The sequence below is a fragment of the Roseococcus suduntuyensis genome (genome assembly GCF_014196305.1).
Classification (GTDB): domain Bacteria; phylum Pseudomonadota; class Alphaproteobacteria; order Acetobacterales; family Acetobacteraceae; genus Roseococcus; species Roseococcus suduntuyensis.
In genome coordinates, this window is record NZ_JACIDJ010000002.1 from 285,181 (window position 1) to 305,341 (window position 20,161).

The following is a 20,161-nucleotide window of genomic DNA, read 5'->3' on the forward strand; positions in this document are numbered from 1 at the left end:
TCGCGATGTCCGGCCGAACCCTCACCCGTCTCGACCCCTCAGCGGTGCTGGAGCTGTTCAAGCCCGTCACCTGGTTTCCGCCGGTCTGGGCCTTCCTGTGCGGCGCGGTGGCCTCGGGCGCCAGCTTCGAGGGCAAGTGGGGCTACCTGGCGCTGGGCCTGCTGCTGGCCGGGCCCATGGTCTGCGCCACGTCGCAGGCGGTGAATGACTGGTTCGACCGGCATGTGGACGCGATCAACGAGCCCGACCGGCCGATTCCCTCGGGGCGCATCCCGGGGCGCTGGGGCCTCTACATCGCCATCTTCTGGTCGTGCATGTCGCTGCTGGTGGCGGCGGCGCTCGGCCCCTGGGGCTTCGGCGCGACGGTTGTGGCGCTGATCCTGGCCTGGATCTACTCGGCGCCGCCGCTGCGGCTGAAGCTGAATGGCTGGCTGGGCTGCACGGCCACGGGCCTCTCCTACGAGACGCTGCCCTGGATCACGGCCGCCGCCATCATGGCCGGCGGCGCGCCCAGGGCTGAGGTGCTGCTGATCGCGCTCCTCTATGGCATCGGCGCCCATGGCATCATGACCCTGAACGATTTCAAGGCCATTGAAGGCGATCGCCGCACCGGCATCAATTCCCTGCCCGTGCTGCTCGGCCCCGAGCGCGCGGCGCTGGTCGCCTGCTGGATGATGGCGGTGCCGCAATTCGTGGTGGTGGGGCTTCTCTTCGCCTGGGGCGCGGTGTTGAGCCCGATCATCATCCTGGCGCTGATCGGCGTGCAAGTCTGGGCCATGCGCCGGATGCTGACCGACCCCCGCAAGCTCGCCCCCTGGTACAACGCGACCGGCGTGGGACCCTATGTGCTGGGCATGCTGGCCGCCGCCTTCGCGCTGAGGGCCATGGCATGAGCGGGCTGTCCTGGACCTCCATCATCCGCCTTGGCCTCGTACAGACGGCACTCGGCGCCATCATCATCATGACCACGACCACGCTGAACCGCGTGATGGTGGTGGAACTGGCCCTGCCCGCCACCCTGCCCGGGCTGCTGGTCGGCATCCATCACGGCGTGCAGATGCTGCGGCCGCGCCTGGGCTATGGCAGCGACATGGGGCGTCGGCGCACCCCCTGGATCATCGGCGGCATGGCGGTGCTGGGCGCGGGCGGCGCGGTCGCGGCGCTGGGTGTGGCGCTGATGGGCAGCTTCTTCGTCCTGGGCGTCGTGGTTGCGGCGCTGGGCTTCTTCCTGGTGGGCCTCGGTTCGGGTGCCGCGGGCACCTCGCTCCTGGCGCTGGTGGCCGCCAAGGTCGCGCCGCAGCGCCGTGCGCCGGCCGCCACCATCCTCTGGGTGATGATGATCGCGGGCTTCGCGGTGACGGCGACCACGGCGGGCCGCTTCCTAGACCCCTTCTCGCCCGAGCGCCTTGTGGCCGTCACCGCCGTCATCTCGCTGATCGCGGTGTGCATCGCGACACTGGCGGTGCGCGGGGTGGAGAATTCCGTGGCCGCGCCGCCCGCCCCCCACGCGGCCGCCATGGGCCCCAAGCCCAGCTTCCGCGCCGTGCTGGGCGAGGTCTGGTCCGACGCCACGGCGCGGCGCTTCACCATCTTCGTCTTCGTCTCGATGCTGGCCTACAACCTGAGCGATCTGATCATCGAGCCCTTCGCGGGCCAGGTCTTCGGCATGACCATCGGCCAGTCCACCACGCTCGCCGGGCTGCAGAACGCCGGCACGCTGGCGGGCATGATCGTGATGGCCATCTTCGGCAGCGGCGTGCTGGGCGCGCGGCTGGCCTCTCTGCGCGGCTGGATGGTGGGGGGCTGCATCGGCTCCGGGGCCATGCTGGTCGTGCTTTCGGCCACCCCCGAGATGGCGGCGCCGCCGCTGACGCTGATCTACATGGGCCTCGGCTTCGCGACCGGCGCCTTCGCCGCGGCCGCCATTGCCAGCATGATGCAACTGGCCGGCGCGGGCCGCGCGGGCACGCGCATGGGCCTCTGGGGCGCGGCGCAGGCCATCGCCTTCGCCATCGGCGGCTTCGCGGGTGCCGTGCTGGCTGACATCGCCCGCGCGGGCCTCGGCAGCGCGGCGGCGGGCTATGGCGCGGTCTTTCTCTTCCAGTCGGCTCTTTTCCTGGTGGCCGCCGTGCTCGCGGCACGGCTGACGGTGGCCCCCCGCCCCCTCTTCCCCATTCCGCCCCTGAAGGAGGCCGTCACGTGACATCGGAAACCTATGACGTCCTTGTCGTCGGCGGCGGCCCCTCGGGTGCCACAGCGGCGCATGACCTGGCGCGGACGGGCAAGCGCGTGGCGCTGCTGGACCGCGCGGGGCGCATCAAGCCCTGCGGCGGCGCCATCCCGCCCCGCGCCATCAGGGACTTCGCCATCCCGGACTATCTGCTGAAGGCGAAGATCACCTGCGCCGACATCATCTCGCCCAAGGGCAAGCGCGTGCCCATGCCGGTCGAGAATGGCTATGTCGGCATGGTGGACCGCTGCGAGTTCGACGAATGGCTTCGCGTGCGCGCGACCGAAGCCGGCGCGGACCGCATCACCGGCGAGGCCACCGCGCTGGAACGTGACCCCGACGGCACCGCCGCCATCGCCTTCGAGCCGAAGGAAGGCCCCGCCCGGCGCCTCCGCGCGCGCATGGTGATCCTGGCCAATGGCGCCCGCAGCGACCTGGCCCGCCAGGCCATTCCCGGCCAGGCCCATCCGAAATGCGTCTTCGCCTATCACGAGATCGTGAAGGTGCCCGAGGACGTGGCGGCGCGCGGCAGCTACGAGGCCACCCGCTGCGACGTGATCTACAACGGCCGCACCAGCCCCGATTTCTACGCCTGGATCTTCCCGCATGGCGACAGCGCCAGCATCGGCACGGGCAGCGCGCGCAAGGGCTTCTCGCTGCGCGGCGCGACGGCCGAGGTGCGTGAACAGCACGGCCTCGCAGGCTTCGAGACCATCCGCCGCGAGGGCGCGCCCATCCCCATGAAGCCGCTGCGCCGCTGGGACAATGGCCGCGACGTGGTCCTGGCGGGCGACACCTCGGGCGTGGTCGCCCCCGCCTCGGGCGAGGGCATCTACTACGCCATGCTGGGCGGGCGGCTCGCCGCCGAGGCGGTGCAGATGGCACTCGCCACCGGCGATGCGGCGGCGCTCAAGACCGCGCGCAAGCGCTTCATGAAGGACCACGGCAAGGTCTTCTGGATCCTCGGGATCATGCAGACCTTCTGGTACCGGACCGACTGGACGCGCGAGCACTTCGTGAAGATGTGCGAGGACAAGGATGTCCAGCGTCTCACCTGGGAATCCTACATGAACAAGGAATTGGTCCGGAAGGACCCCCTGGCGCACATCAAGATCTTCTTCAAGGACATGGCCCATCTGCTCGGGCTGGCGAGGGCTTAACACATGGATCTGGCTCACCCCCACCACGCCCGCGCGCGCGCGACACGGCATCACGGCCCCACCCTTCCGCTGAAGGTCGGCACGCGCGGCTCACCACTCGCACTCTATCAGACCCGGCACTTCCTGGACCTGATCCGCAGCGTCTGCCCCATCCTGCGTGATGTGGAGGCCTTCGAGGAACACGAGATCAGCACGGCCGGCGACCGCATCCAGGACCGGCGCCTCGCCGAGATCGGCGGCAAGGGCCTCTTCGCCAAGGAAATCCACGAGGCGCTGCTCGATGGCCGCGTGGATTTCGCGGTGCATTCGCTGAAGGACCTGGAGACCGAGCTGCCCCCCGGCATCGTGCTCGCCTGCACGCTGCGCCGCGAGGACCCGCGCGATGCCATCGTGCTCGGCACCGCCTGCGAGGGCACGGCCGAGGCCGCCTGCCAGGCCGGCGCCTCGCCCTTCAGCGCCCTGCCTTTCGGCGCGCTGATCGGCACGGCCTCGGTCCGCCGCCAGGCGCAGCTGCTGTATGCGCGCCCCGACCTGCGCTGCGAGGTGATCCGCGGCAACGTCCAGACCCGCCTCTCTCGCGTGGGCACGGGCGAGTTCGACGCCTCCCTACTCGCCATCGCGGGGCTGAAGCGGCTGGAGCTCGACCACCGCGCGGGCGTGGTCATCAGCGAGGACGTCATGGTGCCGGCGGCCTGCCAGGGCATCATCGGCGTCACCGTCCGCGCCGATGACGTGGAGCTGCATGAGCTGCTCAGCGCCATCTGCGACACGGAGTCCCGCGCCGTCAGCCTGGCCGAGCGCGCCTTCCTGGGCGCGCTGGACGGCTCCTGCCGCACCCCCATCGGCGGGCATGCGCGTCTGCTGCCCGAGGGAGAAATCCGGCTGACGGGCCTCGTCGCCCGCGCCGATGGCAGCTTCCTGCTGCGCCGGACGCTGACGGGCCACGCCACGGATGCCGTGGCGCTGGGCCAGGCGCTGGGCGAGGAACTGCTGGCCGACAGCCCGGCGGACATCTTCGGGTAGGAGGCACCCTGCGAGGGGGCTCTGCCCCCTCGCGCTCCCCCGCCAGGGAACTTGTTCCCTGGACCCTTGGGACCTGGTGGGATTTGGCGGGAGGGGCGAGGTGCGCCCGTCACCACGGGCGCTCGCGCGACGCCCCTCCCGCCAAATCCCACAAAATCTCAAGAAGGGGTCCGGGGACCAAAAGTCCCCGGCGGGAGGGTCCGGGAGGGCAGCGCCCTCCCGCGGCGCACCCTACACCCGGCGTGCCGCCGCGACCGCCGCCTCGCTGCCCACGCCCACCATCCAGGACCAGCCGCGCAGCAGGGCGCCCACCACGCCCGCATGGCGTTCGCGCGCCTCGTCGCGGTGGTGGACCTCCTCCTCCTGGCAGCGGGCCAGCATGGCGCGGAGTTCCGGGAAGATGCCCTCCGCGTCCAGCCGGTCGATCTGCTGCTGGTAGTGGTGGTCCACGAAGCTCTCGACCGAATCGATGGTGGCATAGACGGCGCGCGGCCCCAGCAGAGCGGGCAAGGCGCCCGTGACCCAGCCCGCCACCCGCCAGATGGGCAGCAGGCGCGAGCGCTGGGCGGGCGGCAATTCGGCCTCCAGCAGGCGTAGATGGCCCTGCTCGGTCGCCATGTGGCGCTCGGCGAAGTCACGCAGCTCGGCGTCGCGGCAGAAGGCCAGGATGCCGCGGTAGATCATCACGGCGCCCGTCTCGCCCGCATGGTCGGAGCGGAGTTCGGCCACCAGCCAGTCCGGATAAATGTTCATGCGCAACCACATGGGGTTGGCACGAAGGAGGTCCAGACCATGTCTGGGCCATGCCCGAAGCCCCCCGCTGCACCACCGTCTATTATGACGGCGCCTGCCCCGTCTGCTCGCGCGAGATCGCGCATTACCGCACCCGGCGCGGGGCGGAGACGCTCGCCTTCGTGGATGTCAGCCAGCAGGCTGAGCTTGGCCCGGACCTTGACCGCGACGCCGCGCTGCGGCGGATGCATGTGCGGATGGCCGATGGCACCCTGCGCGACGGCGCCGCGGCCTTCGCCGCCATCTGGGGGGCGCTGCCAGGCTGGCGCTGGCTGGGCCGCGTCGCCGCCTGGCCAGGCATCGCGCAGGGGCTGGAGCTGGGGTATCGCGGCTTCCTGGGCGCAAGGCGGCTCTGGCGGCGGTAGGACTATCGCCGCCACCGTCGCGTGATATCCCACATATGCGCGGCAAAGGCGGCAAGCAGCGGCAGGGCCACGAGAGCCCAGCCCGCCCCGGTCAGCGCCGCCCGCAGCGCGAGGGCGAAGGCGGCCCCGGCCAGGAGAAAGGGCAGCATCGCCGCCAGCCCCGGCCCCTGCCCCAACCAGCGCCGCAACGCCCAGAGCCCCACGGCCTCCAGGGCCAAGGCCAGCAGCACGAGGTCCGCGGCGCGGCCCGTATCGAACAGGGCCTGCATCAGCCGAAGGGCCCGTTCAGCTGCACGATGGCGAGGTTCAGCATGGCGGCGAAGCTCACCCAGGCGATGTAGGGGGCGATGCACCAGGCCGCGACGCGGTCATGCCGGGCCGCAAGCCAGATCATCGCCAGGATGGACAGCCACAGCGGAACGATTTCGATCAATGCCCAGTCAGGTCTCCGCGAGGTGAAAAAGAGGAAAGTCCACAGCGCGTTCAGCACCCCGTTCAGCACAAAGACGCCGAGCAGAAGCCGCCCCGCCCCGGCCCGCCAGGCACGCATCAGCGCGTAGCCGGAGAGCGCGAAAATCAAGGTCCAGGCTGGGCCGAAGGCCCAGTCGGGGGGCTGGAAACAAGGCCGCGTCAACCCCTGGTACCAGGGCCCGATCGTGGTGAGCGAAGCCCCCAGCAGCGCCGTGCCCATGGCCCAGGCCACACCCAGGACCAATGGCAACCATCTTTCGTTCACAGGGTTGTGCCTTTATCCCGTTGCGGTGGCGAAGTGATCACATGGGCTTGCGGCTTTGCCCACACTTCCCACAAATGGGTATGAACCGTGATCGAGGAGGAGATTTCCATATGCGGGCTTTGATGATCCTGGGCGCCGTCTTCGCCTTTGCTCCCTTCGGCGCCGCCATGGCGCAGGACGCGGCGGCCGGCCAACGCGTCTTCAACCAGTGCCGTGCCTGCCACACCATCAACGAGGGCGGCCGCAACGGCGTGGGCCCCAACCTGCACGGCGTGTGGGAGCGTCCGGCGGGCTCCATCCAGGGCTTCCGCTATTCCGCCGGCATGCAGACGGTGGCCCAGGCCGGCCTCGTGTGGAACGAGGACAATCTCCGCAGGTACCTCGCCGCCCCGCGTGACGTGGTGCCCGGCGGCTCCATGGCCTTCGCCGGCATCCGCAACGAGCAGCAGCTGAACGACCTGCTGGCCTATCTGCAGGCCCAGCGCTGATACGGCGCCACCAGCGCCAAACCAAGGAAGGCGCCGGCCATCAGGTCGGCGCCTTTTTTCATGCCGCCGTCAATGCGCGCCGGCGAAGGCCAGCATCACGGCGAAGACCTCGCGCGTCACATTGGACAGGGTGCGGCTGAGTTCCTCCAGATCCGCCACCTGGTCCACGCGCTTGCCCGCGCGGTTCTGCTCCTCGGGCGTCAGGATCAGCGGGATGAGGCCGGCCGAGCGGGCAAGGCCCACCAGCAGCGCGTCCTGCGGGTCCGGGATTTCGTCCTGCAGCAGCACGGCGCGCAGGCGGGCGCGCACCTCGCGCACCTCCGCCTCGCCCAGCGGGCCCTTGGGGTAGCGACGGTCGGGGAAGACCCAGAGGAAGCGCCCCTCCTCCAGCCGCAGGATGCCCTTGGCCACGAGCTGGTCCAGCACCATGCCGCGGTAATGCTCGGCGTTGCGGCCGAGCTCCACGATCCAGTGGCGGCTGTCATGCCCATGCGGGCCGCGGGCGATGACGGCCAGCGCCTCGTCCAGCACCGGGTCGCCCGAGGGGGCCTCGTTCACCACCGTCAGCCGGTCGAGGTCGGTGTCGATACGCCCATCGAGCGAGAGCTGCATCAGGATGGCGGTGGCGATCGCATAGTCGCCGGCCGGGGCCGGCAGGCCGACGGGACGGCCCGTCTTGTTGTCGAGCAGGAGGAGCATGATCTCCTCCGGCATGTTGGGCGTCATGGCCGCGGCTCCGGGTCTGGGGTGCGCGGGAGGCTCCCGCGCTTCCGTCCGATGTTGTCCGTGCGCGGGGGCGCTGTCCAGCGAGGGAGGGGCCATCTCCTGGCATGGGGTTTGCTGCGTCGCACCCGCGCAACAACCGCGGCCGCCCCGGCGGCCCCCAAGGCGAGGGCCCAAGCGATGGATATCGGCGTCTTCATCCCCATCAACAACAATGGGTGGCTGATCTCGGAGAACGCGCCCCAATACATGCCGAGCTTCGAGCTGAACCGGCAGGTGGTGCAGAAGGCCGAGGGCTACGGCATGGATTTCGCCCTCTCCATGATCAAGCTGCATGGATTCGGCGGCAAGACCGAGTTTTGGGACCATGGGCTGGAGAGCTTCACCCTCATGGCGGGCCTCGCGGCCGTCACCTCGCGCATCAAGCTCTTCGCCTCGACCGCCGTCCTGACCATCCCGCCCGCCATCGTGGCGCGGATGACGGCCACGATCGACAACATCTCGGGCGGGCGCTTCGGGGTGAACATCGTCTCGGGCTGGCACAAGGTGGAATACACCCAGATGGGCCTGTGGCCGGGCGATGAACATTTCGGCAAGCGATACGACTACAGCACCGAATACGTGCAAATTCTGCGCGACCTCTGGGAGACGGGTGAGAGCGACCGCAAGGGCACCTACTTCCAGATGGACAAGTGCAAGCTGAGCCCCCGTCCCTCCAAGCCCATCGAGATCGTCAGCGCCGGCCAGTCGGACCGCGGCATGGAGTTCGGCGCCACCTACTGCAACTACAATTTCTGCCTGGGCGAGGGCGTGAACGAACCCACCAAGGCCGCCTCCGTCCCCGCCCGGGTGCTGGAGCACGCGAAGAAGACCGGGCGCGATGTGGGGGCCTACATGCTCTACATGGTCATCTGCGACGAGACGGACGAAGCCGCGCTCGCCAAATGGGACAGCTACCAGAAGGGTGCGGACCGCGCGGCGCTGGCGCACCTGCTCGGCCATGCGGCGGCGGACGTGAACACCGAGGCGACCTCCATGGCGGCTTCCATCCAGCGCAGCCCCTCGCCCATCAACTTCAACATGGGCACCATCGTGGGCAGCCCCGCCACCTGCGCGCGCATGCTGGACGAGGTGGCGGCGATGCCCGGGGTGAAGGGCATCATGCTGTGCTTCGACGACTTCCTGGAGGGGATCGAGATGTTCGGCACCCGCATCCAGCCGCTGATGCAATGCCGCCAGGACCGGCTGCAACTGGCCGCGGAGTGAAGGGGTCCGGGGGCGCCGCGACGGGCGCCCCCGGCCGTTGTCAGGCGCCGGCGCGGATGTTGTAGCGCTCGGCCACCTGGCGGGCGACGGCCTGGTCGGCCTCCATGATCCGCACGAAATCCGGGCCCAGCGGGATCGGGTTGCGCGGCAGGGTCTGGAGTTCCGTCATGCGCTGGATGAAGGCCTGGTCCTGGATGATCTTGGGGATCTCGGCCATCATCCGCTGCGCGATGGGCTCGGGCAGGTTGCGCGGGGCGGACATGCCCACCCATTGCGTCTGCACCAAGCTCGGGAAGCCCAGCTCCGCGAAGGTGGGGAGGTCGGGGAAGTCGGCCAGGCGCTGCGCGGAGGATACGGCCAGCGCGCGCAGCACGCCGTTCTTCATGTTGTTCACATTGGTGGTGATGGGGTCGATGAAGCTCTCGATATGGCCGCCCATCAGGTCGTTCAGCGCGGGCGCGCTGCCGGCATAGGGCGAGTGGTCGAGCTGGGTGAGGTTGGCGAGCCCGCCCAGCATGGCGCCCAGCATGTGCGGCGCCGAGCCGATGCCCGAGGAGCCATAGCGCGTGGGCCGCGTGCGCGCGGCTTCCAGGAAGTCGGCGAAGGTGCGGATGGGGCTGTCGCCACGCACCAGCAGGACGCTCGTCGCCTCGACCAGCAGGCCCAGATGGGTGAAGTCGCGGATGGGGTCGAAGGGCAGGCGCGGCAGGGTGGCGGCCGAATAGACCATCACGGAAGCGTGCGTCATCAGGAAGGTGTGGCCATCGGCCGGCTGCTTCGCCACATAGTCCGTGCCGATGACGCCGCCCGCGCCCGCGCGGTTCTCCACCACCACGCTGTGCCCGCCCAGCGCGCGAGAGAGTGGCGGCGCGGCGAGGCGCGTGACGGTGTCCACCAGCCCGCCGGGAGGGAACTGCGCGACCAGGCGGATGGGACGGCTGCCCGGCCAGTTGGCCTGGGCATTGGCGATGGCGGGCGCGGCGAGCGGCGCGGCGATGAGGCCAGCGGCCATGCCGAAGATTTGGCGACGTTGCATGAAATCTGATCTCCCAGGGCGCGGCCCCGCCGGGTGTCTGCCTTACAACAAGGCAATAACCCCGCAGGATTTCGTTGCGCTCTCAGACTCAAGCAAGAGACGTGCCACTCAGCCCGACCGCATACGGATCGAGTAGAGATCGCCCACCGCCTGCGCCAAGGATCGGTTCAGCGCCTCAAGCCCCGCCAGGAAGGCCACGCGCTCCTGCCGAATGGCCAGCAATTCGGCCGGCAGCAGCAGCGGCAGCAGGGCCGTGGCGCGCGCCAAGCCCAGCAGCAGCGCCTCGCGCGGCTCGGGGATGTCGTCGGTCTCGATGGCGCGCAGCAGGCGGGCACGGACCTCGCGCGGCTCCGGGCGGTCCTCGGGCTTGAGCCAGCGGCGCTCGGGGAAGATCAGCAGCACGCGGCCATCCACCCGGCGCAGCAGGCCCTGTTCTTCCAGCCGCGCCAGGATGGTGGCGCGCAGCGCGGCTTCCTCGCGCGCCAGCAGCATCAGCGCGCCCCGGCTGTCCTCCACCTGGGCGATCCGCGCCAGGGCGCCATCCAGCGCCGCATCGCCCAAGGGTTCGGTGGAAAGCACCTCCAGACGGTCGCGGTCGGTGTCAATGCGGCCGGCCAGGGCCAGTTCCATCATCAGCGCGCCCGCCAGCGCCAGCCCCCCGGCCGGCCCCTGCCGCCCCACGGGGCGGCCCGTGGCGTCGTCCAGGGTGAGGAGGACGATCTCCTCCGGCAGCGAGAGCGCCTGGCTCATTCGGCCACGGCCGCCGACCAGGGCGACATGGCATCCGTGATGCCGATGGTCATGCCCGCCTTGCGCTGGATGAGGTTGGGGCAGGCGAAGTTCAGCGGCATCACCCCATGCTCCACCACCTCCAGCGGGCTGTCGGCGCGCAGCGCGGCATGAACAGCCTCGCCCAGCCGCCGGTCGGCGGTGACGCGGTCGGGCCCGCTCACATCCAGGCGCGGGTGGTGCGCAGCCGCCTCCGGATCCATGGCGAAGTCCGCCACATAGGAGAGCAGCTGGAACACGGCGGCCATGATGCGCCGCCCGCCCGAGGCTCCACCCGCGATCTCGGGGTTCCCCTTTCCGTCCAGCATGATGACGGGGCACATGTTGCACAGCGGCCGCTTGCCTGGCGCGATGGCGTTGGCACTGCCCGGCGTCGGGTCGAACCACATCACGCCATTGTTCATCAGCACGCCGGTGCGCGGCAGCACCATGCGGCTGCCCATGGAGGAGAGCAGCGTGGTGGTCATCGCCACCATCATCCCGTCCTTGTCGCAGGTGGTCAGGTGGGTGGTGCAGCTGTCGGCGGCGGCGGGCTCGGCATCGCCCAGCACCTCCAGCCGCTCGGCATAGGCTTCGCGCAGCGCCCGGGCGAGATGGGCATACCAGGCGGCATCGGGGGCGGCGGTGTAGGGGGCCTCCTCCATGCGGCGCAGCACGGCGGCCAGCGTCGGCCCTGCCGTCAGCCCCGCCGCCAGCATCCAGGTCCGGTCGCGGAAGCGCGCCTCGATGGCGGGCAGGCTGCGGGCCTGGCAGGCGCGGAGGTCGTCCTCCGTGACGAAGCCCCCCATGGCCTTCATGTCGGCCGCGATCTCGCGCGCGATGTCGCCCTCGTAGAAGTCGCGCAGCCCGGCGTGCTGCAACCGCTCCAGCGTGTCGGCAAGGCGTCCCTGCGGCATGAAGCCCGGCGTGCCCTGGTAGGGCGCGATGGGGGGCAGGCCGCCCGGCAGGTAGATGCGGGCACTCTCCTCATAGAGGCGCAGCACGGCGGCGCTCGCGGCGATCTTGAGCGTCGTGTACCAGTCCTGCGGCAGGCCGCGCCTGGCCAGCGCCACGGCGGGCGCCATGACATCGCGCAGCGGCATCCGCCCGTGCCGTTCATGCAGCAGCGCATACCCGGCCACCGAGGAGGGGATCAGCGCCGATTTCGGCCCATGGATGTTCACATCCCCCACCACCTCGGGCCAGGAGAACAGGTCCTGCTTCTGCCGCCCCGTGAGCGGATAGGCCGAGGGGTCGAGCCCGCGCGGGGCCACCGGGCCGAAATCGAAGGTCTGGCAGGAAGTGCCCGGCGCCATCACCTGGGCGAAGCCGATGCCGCCGAGGCCGCTGTTCCAGGGCTCCACCGTGGCCAGGGCGAAGGCCGCCCCCACCGCCGCATCGGCCGCCGTGCCGCCCGCGCGCAGGATTTCCGCCCCCGCCTCGGCCGCCGCCCGCGCCTGGCTGGCCACCATCCCCCCCGCCGCGCGGCCCGCGGGCTTGCGGATGTGCCAGTTCTGCGTGAGGTGGGGCTGGATCGTCATGCGGCGTCTCTCTCCGGGTTTGGAACCCATGGTGCCAGAGGGACGCGCCACCTCCAACGGGGCGCCCCATTGGAACACCCGCCCCTTTCACAGCCCGCCGATGTTGCTTAAAGCCCATGATGACCCCGGCTGCTGGAGAGTGAAATGACGCTGAACGTCGCCCCCGTGCTGAAGACCTTCCTGGAAACCGAAGCCCTGCCCGGCACCGGCGTCAGCCCCGAGGCCTTCTGGGATGGCTTCGCCGCCATCCTGGCCGAGCTCGGCCCCCGCAACGCGGAGCTGCTGGCCGAGCGTGACGCGCTCCAGGCCAAGATCGACGCCTGGCACCAGGCCAACCCCGCCCGCCCCATTGATGTGCCGGCCTATGAGGCCTTCCTGCGCGAGATCGGCTACCTGCTGCCCGAGCCGGGCGAGGTGCAGGTGACCACCGCGAACACCGACCCCGAGATGGGCGCCATCGCGGGCCCGCAGCTGGTGGTGCCGGTCTCCAACGCCCGCTACGCGCTGAACGCGGCCAATGCCCGCTGGGGCAGCCTCTATGATGCGCTCTATGGCACCGATGCCATCCCGGAGACCGAGGGCGCCACGCGGGGCGGCGGCTACAACCCCGCCCGCGGCCAGCGCGTCATCACCTTCGCGCGCAAGACGCTGGACAGCATGGTGCCGCTGCTGGGTGCCGGCCATGCCGAGGCGCTCAAGTATGTGGTGAAGGATGGGGCGCTGTCGGTCACGCTCTCGGGCGGCGGCGCCACGGTGCTGAAGTTCAAGGAGCGCTTCGCAGGCTATACGGGTGATGCCGCCTCGCCCTCCTCCATCCTGTTCCGCCACAACGGCCTGCACGCGGAGCTGGTGATCAACCGCAACCACCCCATCGGCAAGGAGGATGCGGCGGGTGTGGCGGACCTCATCCTGGAATCGGCGCTGACCACCATCCAGGACTGTGAGGACAGCGTGGCCGCCGTGGATGCCGAGGACAAGGTCGCGGTCTACCGCAACTGGCTCGGCCTGATGAACGGCTCGCTGAGCGCCGATCTGGAGAAAGGCGGCAAGACCATCACCCGCCGCCTGAACGAGGACCGCGTCTACACCGCCCCCGATGGCTCGACGCTGACGCTGCCCGGCCGCTCGGTCATGCTGGTGCGCAATGTGGGCCACCACATGATGACCGACGCCGTCACCTGGGACGGCGCGGAGACGGCCGAGACCATCCTGGACGCGATGGTGACCAGCCTCATCGCCATCCATGACATCAAGGGCAAGCGGCTCAATTCCCGCGCGGGCTCGGTCTACATCGTGAAGCCCAAGATGCACGGGCCGAAGGAAGTGGCCTGGGCGGTGGAGCTGTTCGGCCGCGTGGAGAAGGTGCTCGGCCTGCCGCACGCTACGCTGAAGATGGGCATCATGGACGAGGAGCGGCGCACCACCGTCAACCTCAAGGCCTGCATCGCGGCCGCGTCCGAGCGCGTGTGCTTCATCAACACGGGCTTCCTCGACCGCACGGGCGACGAGATCCATACCTCGATGGAAGCCGGCCCCATGATCCGCAAGAACGACATGCGGGGCACGGCCTGGATCAAGGCCTATGAGGACTGGAACGTGGACATCGGCCTGATGTGCGGGCTGCGCGGCCGCGCGCAGATCGGCAAGGGCATGTGGGCCATGCCCGACGCCATGGCCGCCATGCTGGAGCAGAAGGTGGGCCACCCCAAGGCGGGTGCGAACACCGCCTGGGTGCCCTCACCCACCGCCGCCACGCTGCACGCGCTGCACTACCACCAGGTGGATGTGGCCGCGCGCCAGGAGGAAATCGCCAAGGGCGGCCGTCGCGCCCAGCTCTCCGACCTGCTGACGGTTCCTGTCGCCACCAACACCAACTGGGCGCCGGCCGACCTGCAGGCCGAGCTGGACAACAACGCCCAGGGCATCCTGGGCTATGTGGTGCGCTGGGTGGACCAGGGCGTCGGCTGCTCCAAGGTGCCCGACATCAACAATGTCGGCCTGATGGAGGACCGCGCGACGCTGCGCATCTCCGCCCAGCACATCGCCAACTGGCTGCGCCACGGCATCGTGAGCGAGGCACAGGTGGTCGAGACGATGAAGCGCATGGCCGGCGTGGTGGACAAGCAGAATGCGGGCGATGGGGCCTATGTCGCCATGGCGCCCAATTTCGACGGTCCGGCCTTCCAGGGTGCGCTGGCCCTGGTGCTGGAGGGCGCGGCGCAGCCCAATGGCTACACGGAATTCCTGCTGACCAAGTTCCGTCGCGTGGCGAAGGGGGCGTGATGGCCGCCGCCGCTTCATGCCTCACGCGATCGGGGGCGGCGTGACCATTCCCACCGACCCCGCCCTGATGGAGGCCGAGCAACTGCTCGGCCTCTACGCCCGCCGCGCCCTCTCGCCCGTCGAGGCGCTGAAGGCCGTGATGGAGCGCGTGGCGCGCATGAACCCCTGGGTCAACGCCTTCGCCGCGATGAACCCCCGCGCCCTGGCCCAGGCGGGCGAGAGCGAGGCGCGCTGGGCCGCCGGCCGCCCCATGGGGCCGCTCGATGGCGTGCCCTGCACGGTGAAGGACCTGCTGAACCTGGCGGGCTTCCCCACCCGCCGCGGCAGCCGTGCGACCGAGGCGACGCCGGCCGGCGAGGACGCACCCTCTGTGCTCGGCCTGAAATCGGCGGGCGCGGTGATCCTGGGCAAGACCACAACCACCGAATTCGGCTGGAAGTCCCCGGGCGACTGCCCGCTGCACGGCATCACCCGCAACCCGTGGAACCGCGAGCGCACGCCGGGCGGCTCCTCCTCCGGCGCCGGCGCGGCCGCCGCCGCCTGCTTCGGCCCGCTGCACATCGGCACCGATGCTGGGGGCTCCATCCGCATCCCGGCCGCTTTCTGCGGCGTGGTGGGCGTGAAGCCCAGCTTCGGGCGCGTGCCGCAATGGCCGCTCGGCGCCTTCGCCAATGTGGCGGTGGCCGGGCCCATGGCGCGTTCGGTGCGCGACGCCGCGCTGATGATGAACGCCATGGCCCGCCATGACCTGCGCGACCCCTTCTGCCTGCCGGATGAGAACCGCGACTGGCGTGACGGCATCGAGGAGGGCGTGGCCGGACTGCGCGTCGCCATAGTCCGCCGCCTGGGCTTCGAGGCACCGCTGGACGCCGAAGGCGAGGAGGCCCTGCTCCAGGCCGCCCGCGCCCTGGAAGCCGCCGGCGCACATGTCGAGGAAGCGGACCCGGCGCTCCCCGACACCCGCGCCATCTTCGGCCGGGTCTGGGGTGTGGCGCTGGCGCGGCTGGTCGCCTCCATCCCCGAGGAATCGCGCGGGCTGCTCGATGCCGGGATCATGGAGGTGGCCGAGCGCCAGTCCCGCATGTCGGCCGTGGATTTCCTGGGCGCCGACGCGCTCCGCATCGAGGCCGCGCACGCCATGGCGCGCTTCCACCAGCGATTCGACCTGGTGCTGACGGCCGCGACTCCGACCGCCGCCTTCGCAGCCGACCAGCCCACCCTGCACCCCGAGACCGCCCTCTGGCGGGACTGGGCGCCCTGGACCTTCGCCTTCAACCTGACCCGCCAGCCGGCCATCTCCGTGCCCGTGGGCCTTGATTCAGAAGGAATGCCGCGCGCGGTGCAGGTGGCGGCGGCGCTCTACCGCGACGATCTGTGCTTCCGCGCCGCGCGTTCCCTGGAAATCGCATTGCAGGTTCCCAGCGCCCCGGCCTTGTAACCAAAGCGCAAAGATGCTTTGACGCCGCCACAGTCAAGGCGGCGCCGTGGCGGAACGGGGGCAACCCGAACCTCCGCGAGGGCCGGAGTGGAGGGAACCATGCGTGTTCTGAAGCCCCTGATCCTGGCACGTCGCCGCCAGATCTCCGCCGGCCCCGCACGGCGCGAGGCCCCGCACCCCTTCGTGCTGGCGCTGCCCGTCGAGACCACCGACATCTTCGACATGCGCCACGAGCCCCGCGCCTTCACCGACGCGACCATCGTGCCCTTGCCCGTTCCCCGCGTCGCCGCGGAGTAATCCGCGGCGCCAGGGATAGGCTCGCGGAGTAATCTGCGGCGCCAGGGAGAGGCTGGCGGAGTAATCCGCGGCGCAAGGGAGAGGCTCGCGGAGTAATCCGCGGCGCCAGGGAGAGGCTCGCGGAGCAACGGGCGGCTTCAGCCTCGGCGGAATTCCGCCGCGCGGTAGCCCTGGGCGAACAGCAGCCCTCGCAAATCCGCATGTTCCAGCCGGTGGCGCGCCGCGGCCGCCACCACGGGCTTGGCGCGGAAAGCGACACCCAGCCCCGCGGCCTGGATCATGGCCAGGTCATTGGCGCCATCGCCCACCGTCGCGGCCTCGGCCAGCGGGACGCCGAGCTGCGCCGCCAGGCGCTTGAGCGTGGCGAGCTTGGCGTCGCGGTCCAGGATGGGCTGGCCCACCGCGCCCGTCAGCTTGCCCTCCTCGACCAGCAGCGTATTGGCATGGTGCTCATGAAAGCCCACGAGTTCCGCCACGCGCGCGGTGAAGAAGGTGAAGCCGCCCGAGACCAGCGCGGTGTGGGCGCCATTTGCCCGCATGGTGCCGACCAGCTCGGCCGCGCCGGGCGTGAGTTCGGTGGCCTTCCAGGTGGCTTCCAGCGCCGTGTCCTCCAGGCCGCGCAGCATGGCGACGCGCGCGGTCAGCGCCTGGGCGAAATCCAGCTCGCCATTCATGGAGCGGCGGGTGATTTCCGCGATCTGCTCCTTCAGGCCCGCGAAGGCGGCGATCTCGTCCAGGGTCTCGCTGGTGACGATGGTGCTGTCCATGTCGGCCAGCAGCAGCTTCTTGCGGCGACCGTCGCGGGGCTGGGCGATCAGGTCGAGCGGGGCGTCGCCCAGCGCGGCCCGCACGGCGGCCTCCGCCTGCTCGGCGGCGAGGGCCGTGAAGGGCTGGTCCACCGCCTCGCCCTCCGACAGCCATTCGGCCGCGTCCAGGTCGGCGCCCAGCGCCGAGAGGGCGGCGCGGGCGACGCGCAGATGGTCCGGGGTCAGCGCGCCGGGCGCGGCGGTCAGGGTCAGCATATGGGGCATGGCGGGCGGACCATGCCGGGTGCGGCGTGATGCGCCAAGCCCTCATCATCGCCGGGCCGACGTGCAGCGGGAAATCGGCCCTGGCGCTGGCACTGGCCGAGCGGCTGGGCGGCACCGTCATCAATGCCGACGCCATGCAGTGCTATCGCGAGCTGCGCGTGCTGACCGCCCGGCCCACGCCGGAGGAGGAGGCCCGCGCGCCCCACGCCCTCTATGGCGTGCTGCCGGCGTCGGTGGTAGGCAGCGTGGCCTGGTGGCGCGCGGCAGCGCTGGAGGCGATGGAAGGGGCAAGCTTGCCCATCCTCTGCGGCGGCACGGGCATGTATCTGCGCGCGTTGACCCAGGGCCTTTCGGCGCTGCCCGACGTGACGCCGGCCGCCCGCGCCGAGGCGCGCGCCCTGCTGGCGGAACTGGGCCCCGAAGCCCTGCACGCGCGACTGAACGCGGAGGATGCGGCGCTGATCCGCCCCTCGGACAGCCAGCGTATCGCCCGCGCGCATGAGGTGTGGCTCAGCACGGGGCGGAGCCTCGCGCATTGGCAGCGCGCGGCGCCCTTGCTGCCGCCGGCGCCCTACGCCTTCCGCGCCATCCTTCTCGACCCACCGCGCGCGGAGCTGCGCGCGGCCATCGCGGCGCGGTGGCAGGCCATGCTGACAGGCGGCGCGCGCGAGGAGGTCGCGACGCTGCTGGCCCAGGGCCTCGACCCCGCCCTGCCCGCCATGCGCGCCCATGGCGTGCCCGAGCTGGCTGCGCTGCTGCGTGGCGAGATCACCGGGGACGAGGCCAGCCGCCGCGCCATCGCCAACACAGGCGCCTATACACGGCGCCAGGCCACCTGGTTCCGCCATCAGCCGCTGATGGCCGCGCGGCACGTCCCCTTTGCCGCTCCGCAGCGGGCGCATATCATCAATGCGCGTTTCGCATCTTTGGCGCAATTTTCAGAAAGCGAACAGGCAAAAATCTTCGCGTTTCTTCGTGAGGGTGTTGACGGGGCCATTCCACCCCCGTAAGCCCTTCGCAGTCGCACATTTCCGGAACCCATCATGTCCGCCACCGCCACGCCCCCCGCCCCCGCCGCCACCGACCATCTGTCGGGCGCCGAGGTCGTCCTGCGCGCGCTGAAGGACCAGGGCGTGGACGTCATCTTCGGCTATCCCGGCGGCGCCGTGCTGCCGATCTATGACGCGCTGTTCCAGCAGAACCACATCCGCCACATCCTGGTGCGGCACGAGCAGGCGGCGGTGCATGCCGCGGAGGGCTATGCTCGCTCCACCGGCAAGGTGGGCGTGGTGCTGGTCACCTCCGGCCCCGGCGCGACCAATGCCGTGACGGGCCTTGTGGACGCGCTGATGGACAGCATCCCGGTGGTGTGCCTCACGGGCCAGGTGCCCACGCACCTCATCGGCAACGACGCCTTCCAGGAGGCCGACACCACCGGCATCACCCGCCCCGCCACCAAGCACAACTATCTGGTGAAGCGCAGCGAGGACCTGGCCCGCGTGGTGCATGACGCCTTCTATGTGGCGAAGTCCGGCCGGCCGGGCCCGGTGGTGATTGACCTGCCGAAGGACATCCTGATCAAGCCGGCACCCTATGTGGACGCGCCCAAGGCCGAGGCGCCCCACCGTTCCTACCGCCCCGTGACCTCGCCCAACCGCGACGCGATCCTGGAGGCGGTGCGACTGCTGAAGCGGTCCGAGCGGCCCATCATCTATGCCGGCGGCGGCGTCATCAATTCGGGCCCCGAGGCCTCGCGCCTGCTGACGGAATTCGTGCGCCTGACGGGCATGCCCTGCACCAACACGCTGATGGGCCTCGGCGCCTATCCGGCCAGCGACCCGCAATTCCTGGGAATGCTGGGCATGCACGGCACCTATGAGGCGAACCTCGCCATGCATGGCTGCGACGTGATGTTCAACATCGGCGCGCGCTTCGACGACCGCATCACGGGGCGGCTGGACAAGTTCAGCGTGGGCTCGAAGAAGATCCATGCGGACATTGATCCTTCCTCCATCAACAAGAATGTGAAGGTGGACGTCGCCATCCTGGGCGATGCCGGCCAGGTACTGGCCGCGATGATCGAGGCCTGGAACAGCGACGACACGCCCATCGCGAAGGACGCGCAGCTGGGCTGGTGGCGCAAGATCGACGGCTGGCGGTCCATCAACTGCCTGGCCTACACCCAGGTCCCCGAACCCGGCGCCATCATCAAGCCGCAGCACGCGGTGAAGCGCCTGTTCGAGATCACTCAGGAGCTGGGGCGCGAAACCTTCATCTCGACCGAGGTGGGCCAGCACCAGATGTGGGCCGCGCAGTATTTCGGCTTCGACAAGCCGAACCGCTGGATGACCTCGGGCGGGCTCGGCACCATGGGCTACGGGCTGCCCGCGGCCATGGGCGTGCAGATCGCCCACCCCGACGCGCTGTGCATTGATGTCGCGGGCGAGGCCTCCATCCTGATGAACATCCAGGAGATGGGCACGCTGGCGCAGTATCGCCTGCCGGTGAAGGTGTTCATCCTGAACAACGAGTACATGGGCATGGTGCGCCAGTGGCAGGAACTGCTGCATGGCGGGCGCTATTCCGAGAGCTACAGCGCCTCCCTGCCCGATTTCGTGAAGCTGGCGGAAAGCTTCCACGCGCGCGGGCTGCGCGCGAAGTCGCTCGGTGAGCTGGACGACGTGATCCGTGAGATGATCGCGCATCCCGGCCCGGTGATCGCCGACATCTGCGTGGACCAGAAGGAGAACTGCTTCCCGATGATCCCGTCGGGCGCGGCCCACAACGAGATGATCCTGGGGCCGGACCAGGAGAAGAACGCGGCCAGCGTGACGGACGAGGGCAAGGTCCTTGTTTGATGCCCTCAGACGCCGGGCGCGGCCTCCGGCCGCTTGGCTTCGCGCCATCATGGGTGCACGTGCCAAACGGTAGGTCTGGGCGCGGCGTCCGCTTCGCGGCCGCATTCGCCGAGGATGCGCCCTTCC

At 70.2% G+C, this 20,161-nt stretch carries 20 protein-coding genes; 12 read left to right on the forward strand and 8 right to left on the reverse strand.

Annotation, left to right across the window (positions count from 1 at the left end; genetic code table 11):
* Positions 1-5: 5 nt before the first annotated feature.
* The 4 genes from chlG to hemC are packed head-to-tail and all read left to right on the forward strand — an operon-like array spanning position 6 to position 4,413.
* On the forward strand, positions 6-893 hold the full coding sequence (gene chlG, locus GGQ83_RS07805; RefSeq protein ID WP_184383219.1) for a chlorophyll synthase ChlG: 888 nt from the start codon (positions 6-8) through the stop codon (positions 891-893).
* Entirely contained in the window at positions 890-2,203 is a 1,314-nt protein-coding gene (locus GGQ83_RS07810) for a BCD family MFS transporter (RefSeq protein WP_184383220.1), read from the forward strand. The genes chlG and GGQ83_RS07810 overlap by 4 nt, the downstream gene beginning before the upstream one ends.
* On the forward strand, positions 2,200-3,390 hold the full coding sequence (locus GGQ83_RS07815; protein ID WP_184383221.1) for a geranylgeranyl diphosphate reductase: 1,191 nt from the start codon (positions 2,200-2,202) through the stop codon (positions 3,388-3,390). Before GGQ83_RS07810 ends, GGQ83_RS07815 begins: the two co-directional genes overlap by 4 nt.
* A gap of 3 nt (positions 3,391-3,393) precedes the next feature.
* Positions 3,394-4,413, forward strand: a complete 1,020-nt coding sequence (gene hemC, locus GGQ83_RS07820; protein ID WP_184383222.1) for a hydroxymethylbilane synthase — start codon at positions 3,394-3,396, stop codon at positions 4,411-4,413.
* A gap of 231 nt (positions 4,414-4,644) precedes the next feature.
* On the opposite strand, the gene GGQ83_RS07825 is transcribed toward hemC, so the two are convergent.
* Positions 4,645-5,166: a demethoxyubiquinone hydroxylase family protein gene (locus GGQ83_RS07825; RefSeq protein WP_242534918.1), complete on the reverse strand. Its 522-nt coding sequence runs from the start codon at positions 5,164-5,166 to the stop codon at positions 4,645-4,647.
* Between the two features lie 50 nt (positions 5,167-5,216).
* Here GGQ83_RS07825 and GGQ83_RS07830 point away from each other — a divergent pair, with 50 nt between their 5' ends.
* A complete protein-coding gene (locus tag GGQ83_RS07830; protein ID WP_184383224.1) occupies positions 5,217-5,570 on the forward strand; it encodes a thiol-disulfide oxidoreductase DCC family protein in 354 nt (117 codons plus the stop codon).
* Between the two features lie 2 nt (positions 5,571-5,572).
* On the opposite strand, the gene GGQ83_RS07835 is transcribed toward GGQ83_RS07830, so the two are convergent.
* Both GGQ83_RS07835 and GGQ83_RS07840 read right to left on the reverse strand, forming a co-directional pair.
* The gene (locus GGQ83_RS07835) at positions 5,573-5,839 is read right to left on the reverse strand and encodes a hypothetical protein (protein ID WP_184383225.1); all 267 of its coding nucleotides are present in this window, start codon (positions 5,837-5,839) and stop codon (positions 5,573-5,575) included.
* Entirely contained in the window at positions 5,839-6,291 is a 453-nt protein-coding gene (locus tag GGQ83_RS07840) for a TspO/MBR family protein (RefSeq protein ID WP_242534917.1), read from the reverse strand. The genes GGQ83_RS07835 and GGQ83_RS07840 overlap by 1 nt, the downstream gene beginning before the upstream one ends.
* Positions 6,292-6,416: 125 nt before the next feature.
* On the opposite strand from GGQ83_RS07840, the gene GGQ83_RS07845 reads away from it, so the two are divergent.
* Positions 6,417-6,794 (forward strand): c-type cytochrome, encoded by a 378-nt coding sequence (locus tag GGQ83_RS07845; protein WP_184383226.1) that lies wholly within the window; start codon positions 6,417-6,419, stop codon positions 6,792-6,794.
* 69 nt (positions 6,795-6,863) lie between these two features.
* On the opposite strand, the gene GGQ83_RS07850 is transcribed toward GGQ83_RS07845, so the two are convergent.
* The gene (locus tag GGQ83_RS07850; RefSeq protein ID WP_184383227.1) at positions 6,864-7,520 is read right to left on the reverse strand and encodes a GOLPH3/VPS74 family protein; all 657 of its coding nucleotides are present in this window, start codon (positions 7,518-7,520) and stop codon (positions 6,864-6,866) included.
* A 177-nt stretch (positions 7,521-7,697) separates the two neighbouring features.
* Here GGQ83_RS07850 and rutA point away from each other — a divergent pair, with 177 nt between their 5' ends.
* Entirely contained in the window at positions 7,698-8,783 is a 1,086-nt protein-coding gene (rutA, locus tag GGQ83_RS07855; RefSeq protein ID WP_184383228.1) for a pyrimidine utilization protein A, read from the forward strand.
* Positions 8,784-8,823: 40 nt separating this feature from the next.
* Here the strand turns inward: rutA and GGQ83_RS07860 are convergent, their stop codons facing one another.
* The 3 genes from GGQ83_RS07860 to GGQ83_RS07870 form a co-directional block, all read right to left on the reverse strand.
* On the reverse strand, positions 8,824-9,819 hold the full coding sequence (locus GGQ83_RS07860) for a Bug family tripartite tricarboxylate transporter substrate binding protein (RefSeq protein WP_184383229.1): 996 nt from the start codon (positions 9,817-9,819) through the stop codon (positions 8,824-8,826).
* Positions 9,820-9,927: 108 nt separating this feature from the next.
* The gene (locus GGQ83_RS07865) at positions 9,928-10,569 is read right to left on the reverse strand and encodes a GOLPH3/VPS74 family protein (RefSeq protein WP_184383230.1); all 642 of its coding nucleotides are present in this window, start codon (positions 10,567-10,569) and stop codon (positions 9,928-9,930) included.
* Positions 10,566-12,128, reverse strand: coding sequence for a gamma-glutamyltransferase (locus tag GGQ83_RS07870; protein WP_184383231.1), 1,563 nt, complete (start codon positions 12,126-12,128; stop codon positions 10,566-10,568). Before GGQ83_RS07870 ends, GGQ83_RS07865 begins: the two co-directional genes overlap by 4 nt.
* Positions 12,129-12,272: 144 nt before the next feature.
* Here GGQ83_RS07870 and GGQ83_RS07875 point away from each other — a divergent pair, with 144 nt between their 5' ends.
* The 3 genes from GGQ83_RS07875 (at position 12,273) to GGQ83_RS07885 (ending at position 16,146) form a co-directional block, all read left to right on the forward strand.
* Positions 12,273-14,411 (forward strand): malate synthase G, encoded by a 2,139-nt coding sequence (locus tag GGQ83_RS07875; protein WP_184383232.1) that lies wholly within the window; start codon positions 12,273-12,275, stop codon positions 14,409-14,411.
* Between the two features lie 16 nt (positions 14,412-14,427).
* On the forward strand, positions 14,428-15,849 hold the full coding sequence (locus GGQ83_RS07880; RefSeq protein WP_184383233.1) for an amidase: 1,422 nt from the start codon (positions 14,428-14,430) through the stop codon (positions 15,847-15,849).
* Between the two features lie 99 nt (positions 15,850-15,948).
* Entirely contained in the window at positions 15,949-16,146 is a 198-nt protein-coding gene (locus tag GGQ83_RS07885; RefSeq protein WP_184383234.1) for a hypothetical protein, read from the forward strand.
* 137 nt (positions 16,147-16,283) lie between these two features.
* On the opposite strand, the gene serB is transcribed toward GGQ83_RS07885, so the two are convergent.
* A complete protein-coding gene (gene serB, locus GGQ83_RS07890) occupies positions 16,284-17,177 on the reverse strand; it encodes a phosphoserine phosphatase SerB (RefSeq protein ID WP_184383235.1) in 894 nt (297 codons plus the stop codon).
* Positions 17,178-17,206: 29 nt separating this feature from the next.
* Between serB and miaA the strand changes: the two genes are divergently transcribed.
* Complete coding sequence (gene miaA, locus GGQ83_RS07895; RefSeq protein WP_184383236.1) at positions 17,207-18,187, forward strand: tRNA (adenosine(37)-N6)-dimethylallyltransferase MiaA; 981 nt, start codon at positions 17,207-17,209, stop codon at positions 18,185-18,187.
* Between the two features lie 33 nt (positions 18,188-18,220).
* Positions 18,221-20,035 carry an acetolactate synthase 3 large subunit gene (locus GGQ83_RS07900; protein ID WP_184383237.1) on the forward strand — a complete coding sequence of 605 codons (1,815 nt, stop codon included), beginning with the start codon at positions 18,221-18,223 and terminating at the stop codon, positions 20,033-20,035.
* The last annotated feature ends 126 nt before the right edge of the window (positions 20,036-20,161 follow it).

Coding starts and splice junctions, on each gene's coding strand:
- chlG (WP_184383219.1), top strand. CDS start 6: ATGTCCGGCCGAACCCTCACCCGTCTCGACCCCTCAGCGGTGCTGGAG.
- GGQ83_RS07810 (WP_184383220.1), top strand. CDS start 890: ATGAGCGGGCTGTCCTGGACCTCCATCATCCGCCTTGGCCTCGTACAG.
- hemC (WP_184383222.1), top strand. CDS start 3,394: ATGGATCTGGCTCACCCCCACCACGCCCGCGCGCGCGCGACACGGCAT.
- GGQ83_RS07825 (WP_242534918.1), bottom strand. CDS start 5,166: ATGAACATTTATCCGGACTGGCTGGTGGCCGAACTCCGCTCCGACCAT.
- GGQ83_RS07830 (WP_184383224.1), top strand. CDS start 5,217: ATGCCCGAAGCCCCCCGCTGCACCACCGTCTATTATGACGGCGCCTGC.
- GGQ83_RS07835 (WP_184383225.1), bottom strand. CDS start 5,839: ATGCAGGCCCTGTTCGATACGGGCCGCGCCGCGGACCTCGTGCTGCTG.
- GGQ83_RS07845 (WP_184383226.1), top strand. CDS start 6,417: ATGCGGGCTTTGATGATCCTGGGCGCCGTCTTCGCCTTTGCTCCCTTC.
- GGQ83_RS07850 (WP_184383227.1), bottom strand. CDS start 7,520: ATGACGCCCAACATGCCGGAGGAGATCATGCTCCTCCTGCTCGACAAC.
- rutA (WP_184383228.1), top strand. CDS start 7,698: ATGGATATCGGCGTCTTCATCCCCATCAACAACAATGGGTGGCTGATC.
- GGQ83_RS07860 (WP_184383229.1), bottom strand. CDS start 9,819: ATGCAACGTCGCCAAATCTTCGGCATGGCCGCTGGCCTCATCGCCGCG.
- GGQ83_RS07865 (WP_184383230.1), bottom strand. CDS start 10,569: ATGAGCCAGGCGCTCTCGCTGCCGGAGGAGATCGTCCTCCTCACCCTG.
- GGQ83_RS07870 (WP_184383231.1), bottom strand. CDS start 12,128: ATGACGATCCAGCCCCACCTCACGCAGAACTGGCACATCCGCAAGCCC.
- GGQ83_RS07875 (WP_184383232.1), top strand. CDS start 12,273: ATGACGCTGAACGTCGCCCCCGTGCTGAAGACCTTCCTGGAAACCGAA.
- GGQ83_RS07880 (WP_184383233.1), top strand. CDS start 14,428: ATGCCTCACGCGATCGGGGGCGGCGTGACCATTCCCACCGACCCCGCC.
- GGQ83_RS07885 (WP_184383234.1), top strand. CDS start 15,949: ATGCGTGTTCTGAAGCCCCTGATCCTGGCACGTCGCCGCCAGATCTCC.
- serB (WP_184383235.1), bottom strand. CDS start 17,177: ATGCCCCATATGCTGACCCTGACCGCCGCGCCCGGCGCGCTGACCCCG.
- miaA (WP_184383236.1), top strand. CDS start 17,207: ATGCGCCAAGCCCTCATCATCGCCGGGCCGACGTGCAGCGGGAAATCG.
- GGQ83_RS07900 (WP_184383237.1), top strand. CDS start 18,221: ATGTCCGCCACCGCCACGCCCCCCGCCCCCGCCGCCACCGACCATCTG.